The organism is Brevundimonas sp. EYE_349, from assembly GCF_023147505.1.
GTDB lineage: Bacteria > Pseudomonadota > Alphaproteobacteria > Caulobacterales > Caulobacteraceae > Brevundimonas.
On the sequence record NZ_JAHXPB010000002.1, the window covers coordinates 397,122 to 413,262 of the forward strand.

The window sequence follows — 16,141 nt, forward strand, 5'->3', positions numbered from 1 at the left end:
CTGATAATGGCTCGCGGCAATAATATTTGCCTAGACGCCCAGCTTTGCGGCATATGCGAGATATGCATAAGACCCTGAAGCAAGGCGGGACTTTCGTCGTCGAGCCCCGCCGCCTGTCCAAGGCCTCGGCCGAACTGCGCGCGCGCGGTTTCGGTGAGATTACGATTCCGCCTTCGACCGAGACGGCCGAGAAACAGGCGTCGCGCTGCACCGACTGCGGCGTGCCCTTCTGCCAGAACGCCTGCCCGCTTCAGAACAACATCCCCGACTGGCTGCGCCTGTCGGCCGAGAACGAGGCGCGCGAGGCCTGGCGCGTGTCGTCCCAGACCTCGACCATGCCCGAAATCTGCGGCCGCATCTGCCCGCAGGATCGGCTGTGCGAGGGATCGTGCACCCTGAACCAGTCCGGCTGGGACGCCGTGACCATCGGCTCGGTCGAGGCCTGGCTGGGCGATCAGGCGTGGGAAAAGGGCTGGGTCGAGCCGATCCGCCCCGCCGCCGAACGCGGCGAGACCGTGGGCATCGTGGGCGCGGGGCCTGCGGGTCTGGCCGCCGCCGACCGTCTGCGTTCGGAGGGTTATCAGGTCACGGTCTATGACCGGCACGACCGCGCGGGCGGCCTGCTGATCTATGGCATCCCCGGTTTCAAGCTGGAGAAGCACGTGGTCCAGCGCCGCGTGGATCGCCTGGCCGAGGGCGGGGTCCGGTTCGTGCTGGGCTGCGAGGTCGGCAAGGACGTGACCCTGACCGAACTGCGCGACCGCCACGATGTCGTCCTGCTGGCCATGGGCGTCTATCAGCCCCGCATCCTGTCGGCGCCCGGTCGTGGCCCGGATTCGACCGTCGAGGCCCTGTCCTATCTGACGCACCAGAACCGCCGCGACCTGGGCGACGCCGAACAGGCGGGCTGGTACGAGGCCAGCGGCAAGCGCGTCGTCGTCATCGGCGGCGGCGACACCGCCATGGACTGCGTCCGCACCGCCATCCGTCAGGGCGCGGCCAGCGTGACCTGCCTCTATCGTCGCGACCGCGAGAACATGCCGGGTTCCGCCCGCGAGGTTCAGAACGCCGAGGAGGAAGGCGTCGTCTTCGAATGGCTGGGCGCGCCCAAGGCTCTGCTGTCGCAAGGCGACGCCGTGACCGGCGTCCGCGCCGCACGGATGCAGTTGACCGAAGCCGCCCCCGGCGAGCGCCGCGACATCGTGCCCGTTCCCGGCGCCGACTTCGACATTCCCGCCGACATCGTCATCGAGGCCCTGGGCTTCTCGCCCGAGCCGTTCGCGGCGCACGAACCTGACCTTCGCCTGCGCGACGACGGCACGATCAAGGTCGGCGCCGTCAGCTTCGTCACCAGCCTGCCCGGCGTCTTCGCCGCCGGCGACGCCGTGCGCGGCGCGTCGCTTGTGGTTTGGGCCGTCCGTGAAGGCCAGGACGCCGCCGCCGAAATCGATCGCTACCTTAAGACCCGCACCGAGGAGGTCGCGGCATGACCCAGTGGCTTGATAAGTACGAAGCAACACGCGACCGGCTGGAAGCCGGAAACGCCTATGATCGCAGCTCCGAGCGCGACGCCTGCGGCGTGGGCCTAGTCTGCTCCATCGACGGCACGCCGCGCCGCGACGTGGTCGAATATGCGATCCGCAGCCTGAAGGCCGTGGCCCACCGGGGCGCGGTCGATCCCGACGGCCTGTCGGGCGACGGCGCGGGCATCATGGCCGAACTGCCGCAAGGCTTCTTCGCCGAACAGGTCGCCTCCATCGGCCAGTCCCTGCGTCCCGGCCCCATCTGCGTGGGTCAGGTCTTCCTGCCGCGCACCGACCTGGGCGCCCAGGACCGCGCCCGCGCCATCGTCGAGACCGAGGCCCTGCGCGGCGGCTTCTGGATCTATGGCTGGCGCCAGACGCCCATCGACCTGTCAGTGGTGGGAACCAAGGCCGGGGCGACCCGGCCCGAGATCGAGCAGATCATGCTGGCCCCGCCGCTGGACGACGCGGGCCAGCCGCTGGACGGCGAGGCGCTGGAGCGCGAACTGTATCTGTGCCGCCGCCGCATCGAGAAGACGGTCAAGACCGAGAACCTGGCGGGCGTCTATATCTGCACCCTGTCCGCCCGCTCCATCGCCTACAAGGGGATGGTCCGCGCCGAACTGCTGGGCGACCTGTATCCCGACCTGGAGGACCCGCGTTTCGTCTCGGCCTACGCCGTCTTCCACCAGCGCTATTCGACCAACACCTTCCCGGAATGGAAGCTGGCCCAGCCCTTCCGCATGATGGCCCACAACGGCGAGATCAACACGCTGAAGGGCAATCTGAACTGGATGAAGTCGCACGAGATCCGCATGGCGGCCGGCGCCTTCGGCGACCGCGACCGCGAGGTCAAGCCGGTGGTCCAGCCGGGCGGATCGGACTCGGCCGCGCTCGATAACGTCATGGAGGTGCTGGTCCACGCCGGTCGCCCCGCGCCGATGGCCAAGGCCCTGCTGATCCCCGAGGCCTGGGCCAAGGACGATGTGGTCATGCCCGCCGAACACCGGGCCTTCTACGCCTATTGCAATGCGGTGATGGAGCCTTGGGACGGCCCGGCCGCCATCTGCGCCGCCGACGGCCGCTGGATCGTGGCGGGCAAGGACCGGAACGGCCTGCGCCCCCTGCGCGCCGTCGAAACCGTCGACGGCCTGCTGATGGCGGGCTCGGAAGCCGGTCTGGTGCCGATCCCCGAGAGCCGGGTGAAGCGCCGCCTGCACATCGGCCCCGGCAAGCTGATCGCCGTCGATCTGAAGCATGGCCGCGTCTATGACGAGCATGAGGCCATCGACGCCCTGTCGGCCGCCCACCCCTATGAGGCGTGGCTGGACAATATGGTCGATCTGGAGCCGATCATCGGCCCCGGACCCGAGCCGCGCTCGGTCTCGGGCGAGGCCCTGACGCGGCGCCAGATCGCCGCCGGCTATAGCCGCGAAGACCTGGACCTGCTGCTGGACGCCCTGGTGCGCGACGGCAAGGAGGCGGTCGGCTCGATGGGCGACGACGCTCCGCCCGCAGTCCTGTCGGCCCTGCCGCGCCCGCTGTCGCACTACTTCCGCCAGAACTTCAGCCAGGTCACCAACCCGCCCATCGACCCGCTGCGCGAAGCGGGGGCCATGAGCCTGAAGACTCGGTTCAAGAACCTGGGCAACATCCTGGCCGAGGAGGAGGCCCAGACCGACGTCTTCGTGCTGGACAGCCCGGTCCTGACCAACGGCATGTACGAGCGGATGATCGAGACGGTCGGCGCCGGTTCGACCGTGGTCATCGACTGCAGCTATGACGTGCCGTCCGACGACGCCCGCCCTGGCGCCGCCCTGCGCGCGGCGCTGGACCGGATCATGGACGAGGCCGAGGCCGCCGCCCGCGACGGCGCCGCCCTGATCGTGCTGACGGATCAGGCCGGATCGGCGGACCGTCTGGCCGCGCCGATGATCCTGGCCACCGCCGGGGTTCACGGCCGCCTGACCAAGGCGGGCCTGCGCACCTATTGCTCCATCGTCGTTCGCACGGCCGAGACGCTGGACCCGCATGGGTTCGCGGTCCTGGTCGGTGTCGGCGCCACCACCGTCAACGCCTGGCTGGCCCAGGACCTGTTCCAGGAGCGTCTGGACCGGGGCCTGTATCCCGGCCTGACGCTGCGCGACGCCTGTCTGAACTATAAGGCCGGAATCGAGGCGGGGCTGCTGAAGACCCTGGCCCGCAAGGGGATCAGCGTCATCTCGGCCTATCGCGGCGGCTGTGAGTTCGAGGTTCTGGGCCTGTCGCGCGCCCTGACGGCCGAGTTCTTCCCCGGCGCCCCGTCGCGCATCTCCGGCATCGGTTTAGCCGGTCTGGAGCAGGCGGCGATGAAGCGGCACAAGGTGGCCTGGGGCGAAGCCGTCCCGTCGCCCGCCATCGGCGGCTTCTTCAAGATCCGCGCGGGCGGCGAGGCCCACGCCCATGAGGCCAGGACCATCCACCTGCTGCAGGACGCCTGCAACCGGGGCGACTATCGCCGCTTCAAGCAGTTCTCCGAGGTCGTCCGCGCCCAGGCCGACCTGTCCCTGCGCGATCTCTTGGACTTCCGCGAAGGCACGGCCATCCCGCTGGACCAGGTCGAGAGCGTGTCGGACATCCGCCGCCGCTTCCTGACCCAGGCCATGTCGCTGGGCGCCCTGGGGCCAGAGGCGCACGAGACGCTGAACATCGCCATGAACCGCATCGGCGCCCGCTCGGTGTCCGGCGAGGGCGGCGAGGATCCCGAACGCTATCACCCGCGCCCGAACGGCGACGACGCCAACTCTGCGGTCAAGCAGGTGGCGTCGGGCCGGTTCGGCGTCACCGCCGAATATCTGAACCAGTGTCGCGAGATCGAGATCAAGGTCGCCCAAGGCGCCAAGCCCGGCGAGGGCGGCCAGTTGCCCGGCTTCAAGGTCACCGAGTTCATCGCCCGGATGCGCCACGCCGTGCCCGGCACGACCCTGATCTCGCCGCCGCCGCACCACGACATCTATTCAATCGAGGACCTGGCCCAGCTCATCTATGACCTGAAGGCCATCAACCCCGATGCGCGGGTGACGGTGAAACTGGTGTCCGCCTCGGGCATCGGCGCCATTGCGTCCGGTGTGGCCAAGGCCAACGCCGACGCCATCCTGATCGCCGGCCACAACGGCGGCACCGGCGCCTCGCCCCAGACCTCGATCAAGCACGCGGGCCTGCCATGGGAGATCGGCCTGGCCGAGGCCCATCAGGTGCTGACGCTGAACAATCTGCGCGGCTCGGTCACGCTAAGGACCGACGGCGGGGTCCGCACGGGCCGCGACGTGGTCATCGCCGCCATGCTGGGCGCCGAGGAATACGGCGTCGGCACCGCCGCCCTGATCGCCATGGGCTGTCTGATGGTGCGCCAGTGCCATTCCAACACCTGCCCGGTCGGCGTCTGCTCTCAGGACGACCGCCTGCGCGAGAAGTTCACCGGCACCCCGGACAAGGTGGTCAATCTGTTCACCTTCATCGCCGAGGAGACGCGCGAAATCCTGGCCTCCATCGGCGCGCGCACGATGGACGAGATCATCGGCCGCACCGACCTTCTGCGTCAGGTGCGTCGCGGCGGCTCGCATCTGGACGACCTGGACCTTAACCCGCTGCTGGTTCAGGTGGACGAGGGCGCGGCCGGCAAATGGGCCGACAAGGCGGCGAGGAAGCCCATCGCTGAAAGTCTGGACGCGCGCGTGCTGAAGGACGCCGTGCGCTTCCTGGATCGCGGCCAGACGCTGGAGCTCTCCTATCCGCTGAACAACACCCAGCGCACGGTCGGCGCCGCCGTCTCATCGGCCATCGTGCGCCGCTTCGGCGCGCAGGGGCCCGCCGGTCGTCTGAAGCTGCGGCTGGAAGGCATTGCGGGCCAGAGCTTCGGCGCCTTCGCCGCCAAGGGTCTGGAACTGCACCTGACGGGCGAGGCCAACGACTATGTCGGCAAGGGGCTGTCGGGCGCCGAGATTTCGGTCCGCACGCCCGAATGGCGCGAGGATCAGCTGATCTGCGGCAACACCACCCTGTATGGCGCGACCTCCGGCCGGCTGTTCGTGGCCGGCGCGGCGGGCGAGCGTTTCGCGGTCAGGAACTCGGGCGCCGAGGCCGTGGTCGAGGGCCTGGGCGCGCACGGCTGCGAATATATGACCGGCGGCCGCGTGGTCGTTCTGGGTCCGGTCGGCTGGAACCTGGCGGCGGGCATGAGCGGCGGCGAGCTGTTCGTGCTGGACCAGCCGGGCCATGCCGAGCGCGCCCTGAACGGCGACCTGGCGGGCGTGACCGACATCGACGCGGCGGCGGCCGAACGTCTGCACGACCTGATCGAGGCGCACCTGGCGGCGACCGGCTCTCCGCTGGCCCGCCGTCTGCTGAACGACTGGGAGCACAGCCTGAAAAGGTTCGTCCGCATCGTCCCGCTGACGCACATCGTCGCCAAGACGGAACGGCTGAAGACCAGCGCCTGACCTCCAACCCCTCCTCTCCTCCCCGAGACGAACAAATGAAACGCTACGCCGCCTTCGCCGCCACTCTTGCAGCGGGGGCGGCGTCAGCGGCGTCGCCCGCCTTTGCGGCCCCCGCCCTTCTGGCCCATCAGGCGCCGCTGGTGCTGGATGCGGCGGCCACCGCCTGGATCCTGACGTCCACCGCCCTGGTCCTGCTGATGACCCTGCCGGGCCTGGCGCTCTTCTACGGCGGCATGGTCAGGAAGAAGAACATCATCAGCGTGGTCGCCCAGTCGGCGGCGGCCTTCGCCATCGTCTCGGTGCTGTGGTTCCTGGTCGGCTACAGCCTGTCGTTCGGCAAGGGACCGGACCCGGTCAACGGCTTCATCGGCGGGGTTCAGGCCGCCTTCCTGAACGGCGTGACGACCCAAACGGCCCACAGCCTGCTGCCCGGCCTGCCGGAACTGCTTTTCGTCAGCTTCCAGATGACCTTCGCCATCATCGCCCCGGCCCTGATCGCCGGCGCCTTCGCCGAGCGGATGAAGTTCTCGGCCAGCCTGCTGTTCTTCGGCCTGTGGCACCTGATCGTCTATGCGCCGATCTGTCACCAGGTCTGGGGCGGCGGCTGGCTGGGCGGACTGGGCGTGCTGGACTTCGCCGGCGGGGCGGTGGTCCACGTCAATGCGGGCGTCGCCGGCCTGGTCTGCGCCCTGGTGGTGGGACCGCGCCACGGCTTCGGGCGCGACAACATGGCCCCCGCCAATCTGGTCTATAGCGCCATCGGCACGGGCCTGCTGCTGGTCGGCTGGCTCGGCTTCAACGCCGGTTCGGCCGGCGCGGCGGACGCCTTGGCCGCCACCGCCGCCTTCAACACCATCCTGGCCGCCGGAGCCGCCGCCCTGGGCTGGATGACCATCGAATGGTTCGACCGCAAGCGTCCGACCCTGCTTGGCCTGTTGTCGGGGATCGTCGGCGGGCTGGTCGCCATCACCCCCGCCGCCGGCTTCGTCGATCCCAAGGGCGCCTTCTTCATCGGCCTGATCGGCGGCCCCGCCTGCTATGCCGGCGCGGTCTGGCTGAAGCACGCGCTGAAATACGACGACAGCCTGGATGCGTTCGGCGTGCACGGCGTCGGCGGCATCGTCGGCGCCTTGCTGACCGGCCTGTTCGCCACCACGACCGTCAACGCCCTGTCCGATGGCGCCACGGTGTGGAAACAGGCCGTCGGCCTGGTTGGCGTCATCGCCTGGAGCGCGGCCGGCACCTTCGTCGTCCTGATGATCTGCAAGTTCACCACGGGCCTGCGCGTCACCAGGGACCAGGAGGTCGAGGGGCTGGACTACACCCAGCACGGCGAAGCCATCCATTAGAGCCTTCCGCGCTGGAGTTGGTGCGGCTCGAAAAGGCTTTCGTCCCAACGGGCACGGCGAGGTCATACGGACCACGACGAGGCCGAACGCGCGTCGGCTCAAGGTTTCTGCCAGCAGCCGTCAATCCGGGCTTCGCCGCCGCAGGTCCGCAGGACTTGCCGGAACGGAGCCAGTCTTCGTTGTGTCCGCCGTGACCTCGCCGTCGCGCGGACGGCGGTCAGACCTTGGACGGCAGGAAGGGCGAGAAGGTGATGACGGTGAAGGTGTCGCGTACGTGCGGGCGCGTCTGGACCTGCTTCGTGACGAAGGTGCCGATGTCGGCCTCGCGCGGCAGGTTGAACTTGGCCAACAGGTCGTGCTGGCCCGAGGTGGAATAGACCTCGGACACATTCTCCACATTGTCCACGATGTCGGCCGCCACGTCGTTGGCGTAACCCAGCTCGCATTTGATGAAGACGAAGATGGCGGTCATCATGGGCTTGGCCTTCCTGAAGTTTGGACGCCTTCTAGCCCATGGCGACCGCCGCCGAAACGCCCCAGGACGCCGATCAGCGCAGCCGCTTGCTGACCCAGACCAGGGTGGGGTCGTCCTCGACCGGAGCAACGTCGAAGCCCATGTCGTTCTCGACCTGCAGGGCGGCGTGGTTGGCCCGGTCCTCCAGCGATTCCACGACCGCATAGCCGCGCGCCCGGGCCTCGGCCACCAGACGTTCCAGCAGGGTCCAGCCGATCCCCCGCCCCTTCAGATCGCCGCGCAACAGGATGGCGGCCTCGGCCCGTTCGCCCGCCGCGTCGCCGGCCAGAACGGCGGTCGCCGCCACAGCCCCGTCCTCGCCCCATGCGATCAAGCTCTCGCCGTCCGACGCAGGCTTTTCTATCAGGGCCAGCAGCTGGTCGTGACCGGGCGTTCCCAGGGTGGACAGGAAGCGGAACCGCATATCCTCCGGCGTCACCCTGGCGAAGAAGGCGGCCAGGGCGCGTTCGTCCTCGCCGCGCGCCGCGCGGACTTCCAGACGCAGGCCAGTACGGGTGACGAGCCGTTCGTGATCGAGCAGGGTCATGGGCTTCTCCTTTGACCCCGACCCTCGCCCCTTCGTCGCCGCCGCGCCTTGACCTCGATCAAGGCCGGGGGATGAAACAATATGTTCCGTCGCCTCCAGGGCGAAGCTGGCGCCCCGGGCTTTGGTCTGGGACGGGCGTGGGATAAGCAGAACGCCTAACGGCCCACCCGATCCCGCCGCACGGGCCCCTCAGGAGACAGACCATGGCCCATGATCGCGTCAGCGTGCTTCAGGCGCTGGAAACCCAGGGCGTCTGCCCCGTCTTCTATCATCCCGATCCCGAGGTCAGCCTGAATGTGATCCGCGCCTGCGCGCGCGGCGGCGCGCCGGTGGTGGAGTTCACCAACCGCGGCGACTTCGCCTGCGACCTGTTCGGCGAGATCAATCGCGAACTGATCAAGACCGATCCGCACATCGTGCTGGGCATCGGTTCGGTGGTCGATAGCGGCACGGCGGCGCTCTATCTGAACCGGGGCGCGCGCTTCGTGGTCAGCCCCTGCCTCGTTCCCGACGTGGCCAAGGTGTGCAACCGGCGCATGGTCGCCTATTTCCCCGGCTGCGGTTCGGTGACGGACATCGGCGAGGCCCACGAACTGGGCTGCGACATCGTCAAACTGTTTCCCGGTTCGTCGGTCGGCGGCCCGGACTTCGTCAAGGCGGTCAAGGGGCCGATGCCCTGGGTCAAGATCATGCCGACCGGCGGCGTCGATCCCGACGAAGCCTCCATCGCCAAATGGTTCGGCGCCGGCATCGTGGCGGCGGGCATGGGCTCCAAACTGGTGACGGACGCGGCGGTCAAGGCCGGAGACTGGGCCGCCATAGAGACCTCCGTGCGCGCGGCGGTGGACGCCGTCGCGGCCTTCCGCGCCTCGAAGGCCGCCTAGGACGTTCAGCGGCCGGGACGGTCCTGGCCTGCGCCGCCCGGCCCTTTTGTTTCCGGCCTTTGCGTCGCGGGGCCGTCGTGACGCGCTGCGTTGCGACGGGCGGCGCCCTTGCGCTGCAGCAGGGGCGTCATGGCCTTGCGCTCTTCGGGGGTCAGGGTGGCCAGCAGCGCCACGGCCCCGGTCTCCAGCCGCTGACGACCGCGCATCTCCGCCGCGCGCGACTGTTCCAGCAGGGCCTGGACACGCGGGGCGTCCAGCGTCGGCTGACCCGCGACGGCGATGGCCTCGCGCCGCGCCGCCCGCGCCGCCTCGAAATCGGGACGGGCCGACAGGGCGGTTTCGCGCAAGGAAACGCGCACCCGCTGGCGCACGGCGGGATCCAGCCCGGCCAGCACCTCGGCCAGCGGCCCTTCGCGGCCGCCACGGCGCTGTTCCTCGATCCGCCGTTCGATCTTGTCGCGACCGACGACATAGGTCACGCCCCCCGCCACGGCGAACAGGTTCAGCGCCACCGATACGGCCAGGGCGAGCTTCAGCGTCTTGGTCGTCATCCCAGAACCTCGGTGTCGTCCACCCCGGTCAGGGCTGATTGATAGAGCACCGCATCCGCACGCGCGTCGGCGGTCAGATGGCTGGTCAGGCCGACGCCCGCCACCACGCCGGCGCAGGTCGCCGCCGCCCAGCCTGCGCCCAGATACCAGACCGCTTGACGCCACCCCGCCCTCGCCTTCGGTCGAGGCGCCGCCGCCAGGACGCGCGCCGTCAGGGCCGCCGATGGCGCCGGCGCCGGCGCCGTGTCCAGCAGGGCGTCCAGCGCCGCCGCCTGATCCAGCACCTCCCGCAATGACGGATCGGCGGCCAGCAGGCTTTCGGCGAAGGCGCGCTGGTCCGCAGGCCAGCGACGCAGGTCCGCGCCATAGGCGTCCGCCAGGGCCTGCAACCGTTCCTCCTTCATCGTCCATCTCCCTTAGAGGCTGCGATCGGAGCCCCAAACGGGGCAATATCCGACAGCGCCTGACGCAATGCGCGACGACCGCGCGACAATAAACTCTCCAGCGCCTCGACGCTGATCGCCATCAGGGCGGCCGCCTCGATATTGGAGAGCTCCTGATAATGGCACAGCACGATGGCCTCGCGCTGGCGGTCGGGCAGCCGCTTCAAGGCCGCCGTCACCCGTGCGCCGGTCTCTGCGGCCAGAAGCCCCCGATCCGGTCCCGGTCCCTCGTCCGGCCGATCCGGCGGCGCGTCGGTCGGGATTTCGCGCCGACGCCTCAGCCGGTCGTAACAGAGATTCAGCGCCACCCGGTGCAGCCAGGTGTCGAACCGCGCCTGGCCCGTCCGCCACTTCGGGGCCTGTCGCCAGGCCCTGAGCATGGCCTCCTGCGCCACGTCCTCGGCCTCGGCCGCGTCGCCCAGCATCCGTTGCGCCAGGGCCAGGATGCGCGGCAGCTTTCTGGCGACTAACGCCTGCGACGCCGCCGGGTCGCCCTGACCCACGCGGCGCACCAGATCCTCGTCGGGGTCGACGATGGCGACCAAGCCTGCCTCTTCCGCTGCGGACGAAAGGGACCGATTCGTCCACGACGGCCGACCCCGACACCGTTCTTACTCCGAAGCCGGAGCCGGGGAAGCGGCTTGTGGCGCCGGACGCGCGGCCTGGCGCTCCGCCCGACGGGCTTGACGGTCGGCGCGGTGGGCGGTCATGGCGGCGCGACGCTCGTCGGTCGAAATCACGCCGTCGCGGTTGGCGTCCATCTTGTCGAACCGTTCGCCCAGTTTGGCGGCGACTTCCGAAATCACCACCGGACCGCGTTCGCGACCCTCGCGGCCCGGACCGCGCGGGGCGTGACGCGGACCGCCGCGACGACCCTCATGGGCGCCGCGTTCGGGACGGGCGGCGTGAGCGGCGTCAAGCTCGGCGCGGCTGATGGAGCCGTCGCCGTTGGCGTCCAGCTTGGCGAAGCGGGCGTCGGCGTGTTCGGCGCGTCGGGCCTGCACGGCCGCCTGCCGCTCGTCGACGCTGATCACGCCGTCGCGGTTCGCATCCATCGCCGTCAGGCGGGCGATAGGCGCATCGACGAACTCCGCGCGGGTGATCTGGCGGTTCGGCTCGCCGCGCGCATGATGCGGCGCGGGCGGGGTCTGGGCGGTCGCAACGCCAGCGCTGGCCGCCAGGGCGACGGCGCCCAGGCCGGTCAGAAGGGTCATTCTCATCTCGATCATCTCCTTGGGCCGCACACGGCGGCCGGACATAGCCCTGTCAGGAGATTGAACGCGACGTCCCCGAATCTCCGTCGCGACCCGCCGGAAACGCCCGTTCGAAGGCCTTGCGGGCGCGCACGCGCAGGTCCGTCAATTCGGTCTTCAGCGTGTCGAAATCGGGCGCCCCCGCCGCCTCGGCCAGACGCAGCTGGAACACCGACGGCTCGGCCTCTGGGTCGACCCGACCCTCGAAGGCGGCGGCCAGCAGATGAGCCAGCCGCTGCTGAACCCGCCACGCCTCTGCCAGGACCGGATCATCGTGCAGGGCCTCCAACGTGGAAAGGGTCAGCGGTGCGCCGATGGCGGCGGCTTGAAGCTGGCGGAACTGGGCCGCGAACTCGGCGTCCACCTGTCCGCCGGGCGACAGTTTCAAATCCCAGAATCCATGCGGACGGCGCTCGCGGTCCATAAGACCCCGCATCTTGCGCACATCGGCGGCGACATCGACGCCGGGGCGCGGACGGCGCAAGGCTCCCTCGATGGCCGCCGCGACACGGTCGCCAAAGACCGGGTCGCTGGCCCAGACCACCCGAGCGCGGGTCAGGACCATGAACTCCCATGTCTCCGCCTCCTTCGCGTAATAGGCGTCGAAGGCCGACAGGCGCACCGAAACCGGCCCCTTCGACCCCGTGGGCCGCAGACGCATGTCGACCTCATACAGCCCCCCTTCCGCCGTATGCGCCGACAAGGCCGCGATCAGCCGCTGGGTGAAGCGGGCGTAGAAGACGTCGGCCGTCCAGTCCTTGAGGGTCGAGGCCGCCTCGGGCGGCGCCTCGTAAAGCGTCATCAGGTCCAGGTCGGACCCGGCCGTCATCTCGCGAGAGCCGGCCTTGCCCAGCGCCACCACCGCGACCGCGCCCGGAAACGCCCCGCCCAACCGCACCGTCTCGGCCAAAGCCGCCGGCGACAGGGTCCGCATCGCCGCGTCGGCCAGGGCGGCGTAGGCCCGGCCCGCCGCCTCGGCGCCCGCCCGCCCGGTCAGGGCGTGGATGCCGATGCGGAACATCTGCTCGCGGTGCAGGCGGCGCACCGCATTCATGGCCCCCTCGAAATCCTCGGTCTCGCCCGCCTCGCGCAGGATTTGTTCGGTCAGGCCGGTGTCGTCGGCCAGGTCGGCCAGGAACCGCGCATCCAGCACCCCGTCCAACGCCGCCGGCTGACGCCCCAGGGTGCGGGCAAGGCGCGGGGCGAAGGCCATGACGCCGACCACCATCTCGAACAGCTTCGGCTGGTTCAGGAACAGGGCCTGAACCTGAACCCCGGCCGTCAGACCGGAGAAGAAGACGGCGAACCGGCGAAAGGCGTCGTCGGGCGCGCCGGACCGCGCCACCGCCTCCAGCAGGCGCGGCGCCAGGCGGGTGAACAGTTCGCGCCCCCGTTCGGTGCGGGTCGCAGGAATGCGGCCGTGGTGCCAGGCGCGGATGGTGTCGGCGACCGAGGCCGCCTCCGAAAACCCCATCCGCTTCAGGGTCTCCAGCGTCTCGGGATCGTTTTCAACGCCGGTGAAGACCAGGCTGCCGTAGCTGGAATCCAGATCCTCCCCGCCCTCGAACAGTTCGCCATACCGCGCGTTGACCCTCGCCAGCAGCGCCTCGACATGGGCCTCGAAGACCGACAGGTCCGAGCCGCCGGCCAGGGCGGCCACGGCGGCGCGGCGTTCGGCGTCCTCGGGCAGACGGTGGGTTTGTTCGTCGTCCAGCATCTGCACCCGATGCTCCAGACCACGCAGTTCGACATAGGCGGTCGACAGTTCGTCGGCGACGGCGCGGGGAATATGGCCGGCGTCGGCCAGGGCGAAGAGCGCCTCGATAGTGCGCGGCGTCCTGAGCGCTGGATCGCGGCCGGCCAGGATCAGCTGCTGCGTCTGGGCGTAGAATTCGATCTCGCGGATGCCGCCCCGCCCAAGTTTCAGATTGGCGCCCGCCGCGGCCAGCCCCTCGCCGGTCTTGTGGACGTGGATCTGGCGCTTGATCGCCTGGATGTCGAGGACGGCGGCATAGTCCAGGCTGCGCCGCCAGACGAAGGGCGTCAGCGCCTTCAGGAAGCGCCCCGCCGCGCGCAGGTCGCCCAGAACCGGCCGCGCCTTGATGAAGGCCGCCCGCTCCCAGTTCTGGCCGACGCTCTCGTAATAGGCCAGGGCCATGGGCGCGGCGACCACCGGCGGCGTCGATGACGGATCGGGCCGCAGCCGCAGATCGACCCGGAAGACATAGCCATCGGCCGTCCGCTCGCTGAGCAGGGTGGCGATCCCCTTGCCGAGGCGATTGGCGAAGTCCTGCATCTCCACCCCCTCGGCCAGAGCCAGGGTGGTCAGGCGCGGTTCGAAGAAGAGCGAGATGTCGATGTCGGAGGAGTAGTTCAGCTCATTGGCGCCGTGCTTGCCCATGGCTACGCCGAACAGGCCGGGCACCGGACCGCGCGAATCGTCGGGCGGGGAGATCAGCCGACCCCGCGCCCGTTGCTCGGCGGCGACGGCGCACAGGGCCGCGCGGCAGGCGGCGTCCGCGAATCTCGACAGGGCGTCCGTGACCTGATCCAGATTCCACACGCCCCCCAGATCGGCCAGCGCCGTCAGCAGATGCAGATCGGCCTTCAACACCCGCAACGGCGCGCGCACATCGTCGGGTTCGCCGTCCAAAGCGTCGGCCTCGGCGAGGATCCGGGCCAGGCTCTCGGCCGGATCGCCCTCCAGCAGGCGGCGGAGATGGGCAGGGCGGCGGCGCATCAGGCCCGTCAGATAAGGCGAGGCGCCCGAGACGGGAGCTAGGGCGGGCCAGGCGGCGGTCAGGGTGTCGGACCAGCCGTCTGCTGCGGCCGCCTCGGTCAGGGCTTCCTGCAAGCGGTCGGCGGCGGCGGGGTTGGCGACGGGGCCGGCGGGGGCGAGGGATTGAAACAGGGGTTTGGACTTGAGTTCAGGCATTCAAATCCTCCGCTCATCCCCGCGAAAGCGGGGACCCAGTGCTGTCGCTCGGCAGGGTGTTGGACCACGATCCCGACACGGCCCACAAGTCCGCATGCCCAAAGAACTGGGTCCCCGCTTTCGCGGGGATGAGCGGATTTACTGGGTGGCCAAGGCGGCCGGCAACACCAGCGCCACGCGCAGGCCCGGGCCGAAGTCGCCATAGGCGCCGGGGCCTTCGTCCAGCACGACCCGACCGCCATGGGCCTCGGCCACCGCCGTCACCAGCGACAGGCCCAAGCCCGAGCCCGGCTCGGTGCGGCTGTTGTCCAGGCGCACGAACCGCTGGACCACCCGCTCGCGGTCCTCCTGCGGCACGCCCGGCCCGGTGTCGGTGACGGAGTATTCGATCTCGCCCGACGAGCGCCGCCGCACCCTCAGCTTCACCGCCCCGCCGGCCGGGGTGTATTTGATGGCGTTGTCGATCAGATTGGCCAGGGCCTGGGCCAGGAAGGGTTGGTTGCCCTCGATCATCAGCCCTCGGTCGATCTCAGCGGAGAAGTCGATGGACTTGTCCTCGGCCGCCGGTTCGTAAAGCTCGGCCATGTCGGCGGCCAGCTCGGCGGCGTCCATCACTTTCGGATCAGGCGCGCCGCCCGCCTGCAGACGGGCGATGGCCAGCACGGTGTTGAAGGTTTTCAGCAGGTGATCCGCCTCGTCCAGGGCGATGCCCAGGGCGTCCACCCCGTCGATCTTGCCCGCCTCTGCGTCGATCAGGGCCACCTCCAGCTTGGCCCGCATCCGCGTCAGGGGCGAGCGCAGGTCGTGGGCGATGGCGTCGCCCGCGTGCCGGATCGAGGCCATTGACGCCTCCAGCCGATCCAGCATGGTGTTCAGCCCCTGGCCCAGTTCGTCCAGTTCGTCACCGGTGTGGCGCACGGGCGCGCGGACCTTCAGGTCGCCTTCCTGCACCGCCTGCACGACCTGGTTCAGCCCGGCCATCGACCGCTCCACCCGCCGGCTGATGTAGAGCCCGCCCGCCAGGCCCAGCAGCATGACCAGGGCCATGGCGCCCCACAGCGCCTGGGTCAGGCGCGCCAAATAGGCCTCGATCCCGCCGATGTCCTCGCCCACGAACAGGGTGTCGCCCCCCGCCAAAGGCATCACCACGCCGATGGAGCGCCGGTTCTGCACCCGTCCCTCGGCGTCGGCGCTGGTCAGGCGAAAGGTGCTCCATTCGCCCTGACCGACCTGCGGCGGCCCCTTCAGGTCGAAGGGCATGACCGACAGATTGCCGGTGACGATCCTTCCGTCCGGTCCGGTTAGCAGATACAGGTACGGCCCGCCGCGAATGGTGCGTTCGACCAAGGCTTGGTTCAGGGCGTCGATCCCGCGCGTGCGGTGAATGGCGGTCAGGGCGCCCAGTTCGCCCTCTACATCCGCCCTCGCCCGCCCCTGCGCCTCCGACGCCGAGGCGAAATAGACATAGGCCAGGATCGCCCCCGCCGCCGCCACGAACAGCGCCAGGAACAGCAGCGTCAGCCGAAACGGCGTGCGACGAAGGACGGAAGGGAGGCGCATGGGATGAGGGGGTGGTGGGCGGCGGCTCGGGTTCAGTGAAAAGTGCCAGTGAGCAAGAGGTGAGCCGAAGCGTCGCCGTATTGAGATTTCTCGCTCACCCCCTC

12 protein-coding genes are annotated in these 16,141 nt (G+C 69.7%); 4 read left to right on the top strand and 8 right to left on the bottom strand.

The features are described 5' to 3' along the window. Positions 1-62 precede the first annotated feature (62 nt). Genes KZX42_RS05690 through KZX42_RS05700 form a run of 3 tightly spaced genes read left to right on the top strand, consistent with a single transcriptional unit; the run spans position 63 to position 7,350 of the window. Complete coding sequence (locus KZX42_RS05690; protein ID WP_248117878.1) at positions 63-1,490, top strand: NAD(P)-dependent oxidoreductase; 1,428 nt, start codon at positions 63-65, stop codon at positions 1,488-1,490. Next, a complete protein-coding gene (gene gltB / locus KZX42_RS05695) occupies positions 1,487-6,001 on the top strand; it encodes a glutamate synthase large subunit (protein ID WP_248117880.1) in 4,515 nt (1,504 codons plus the stop codon). The genes KZX42_RS05690 and gltB overlap by 4 nt, the downstream gene beginning before the upstream one ends. Positions 6,002-6,036: 35 nt before the next feature. Beyond that, entirely contained in the window at positions 6,037-7,350 is a 1,314-nt protein-coding gene (locus tag KZX42_RS05700) for an ammonium transporter (RefSeq protein WP_282438809.1), read from the top strand. A gap of 217 nt (positions 7,351-7,567) precedes the next feature. Here KZX42_RS05700 and KZX42_RS05705 read toward each other — a convergent pair whose 3' ends face one another. Beyond that, positions 7,568-7,825, bottom strand: coding sequence for an Lrp/AsnC ligand binding domain-containing protein (locus KZX42_RS05705; protein ID WP_248117882.1), 258 nt, complete (start codon positions 7,823-7,825; stop codon positions 7,568-7,570). Between the two features lie 73 nt (positions 7,826-7,898). Beyond that, positions 7,899-8,411, bottom strand: coding sequence for a GNAT family N-acetyltransferase (locus tag KZX42_RS05710; protein ID WP_248117884.1), 513 nt, complete (start codon positions 8,409-8,411; stop codon positions 7,899-7,901). Positions 8,412-8,614: 203 nt separating this feature from the next. Here KZX42_RS05710 and KZX42_RS05715 point away from each other — a divergent pair, with 203 nt between their 5' ends. Beyond that, entirely contained in the window at positions 8,615-9,295 is a 681-nt protein-coding gene (locus KZX42_RS05715) for a bifunctional 4-hydroxy-2-oxoglutarate aldolase/2-dehydro-3-deoxy-phosphogluconate aldolase (protein WP_248117886.1), read from the top strand. A 5-nt stretch (positions 9,296-9,300) separates the two neighbouring features. Here the strand turns inward: KZX42_RS05715 and KZX42_RS05720 are convergent, their stop codons facing one another. The 6 genes from KZX42_RS05720 to KZX42_RS05745 form a co-directional block, all read right to left on the bottom strand. After that, complete coding sequence (locus KZX42_RS05720) at positions 9,301-9,846, bottom strand: periplasmic heavy metal sensor (RefSeq protein ID WP_248117888.1); 546 nt, start codon at positions 9,844-9,846, stop codon at positions 9,301-9,303. Beyond that, a complete protein-coding gene (locus KZX42_RS05725) occupies positions 9,843-10,250 on the bottom strand; it encodes a hypothetical protein (RefSeq protein ID WP_248117890.1) in 408 nt (135 codons plus the stop codon). The genes KZX42_RS05720 and KZX42_RS05725 overlap by 4 nt, the downstream gene beginning before the upstream one ends. Further along, positions 10,247-10,834 (bottom strand): RNA polymerase sigma factor, encoded by a 588-nt coding sequence (locus tag KZX42_RS05730; protein WP_248117893.1) that lies wholly within the window; start codon positions 10,832-10,834, stop codon positions 10,247-10,249. Before KZX42_RS05730 ends, KZX42_RS05725 begins: the two co-directional genes overlap by 4 nt. Positions 10,835-10,900: 66 nt before the next feature. Next, on the bottom strand, positions 10,901-11,509 hold the full coding sequence (locus KZX42_RS05735; protein ID WP_248117895.1) for an EF-hand domain-containing protein: 609 nt from the start codon (positions 11,507-11,509) through the stop codon (positions 10,901-10,903). Positions 11,510-11,555: 46 nt separating this feature from the next. Further along, on the bottom strand, positions 11,556-14,477 hold the full coding sequence (locus tag KZX42_RS05740) for a bifunctional [glutamine synthetase] adenylyltransferase/[glutamine synthetase]-adenylyl-L-tyrosine phosphorylase (RefSeq protein ID WP_248117898.1): 2,922 nt from the start codon (positions 14,475-14,477) through the stop codon (positions 11,556-11,558). Between the two features lie 138 nt (positions 14,478-14,615). After that, positions 14,616-16,037: an ATP-binding protein gene (locus KZX42_RS05745; protein ID WP_248117901.1), complete on the bottom strand. Its 1,422-nt coding sequence runs from the start codon at positions 16,035-16,037 to the stop codon at positions 14,616-14,618. Positions 16,038-16,141: the final 104 nt, after the last annotated feature.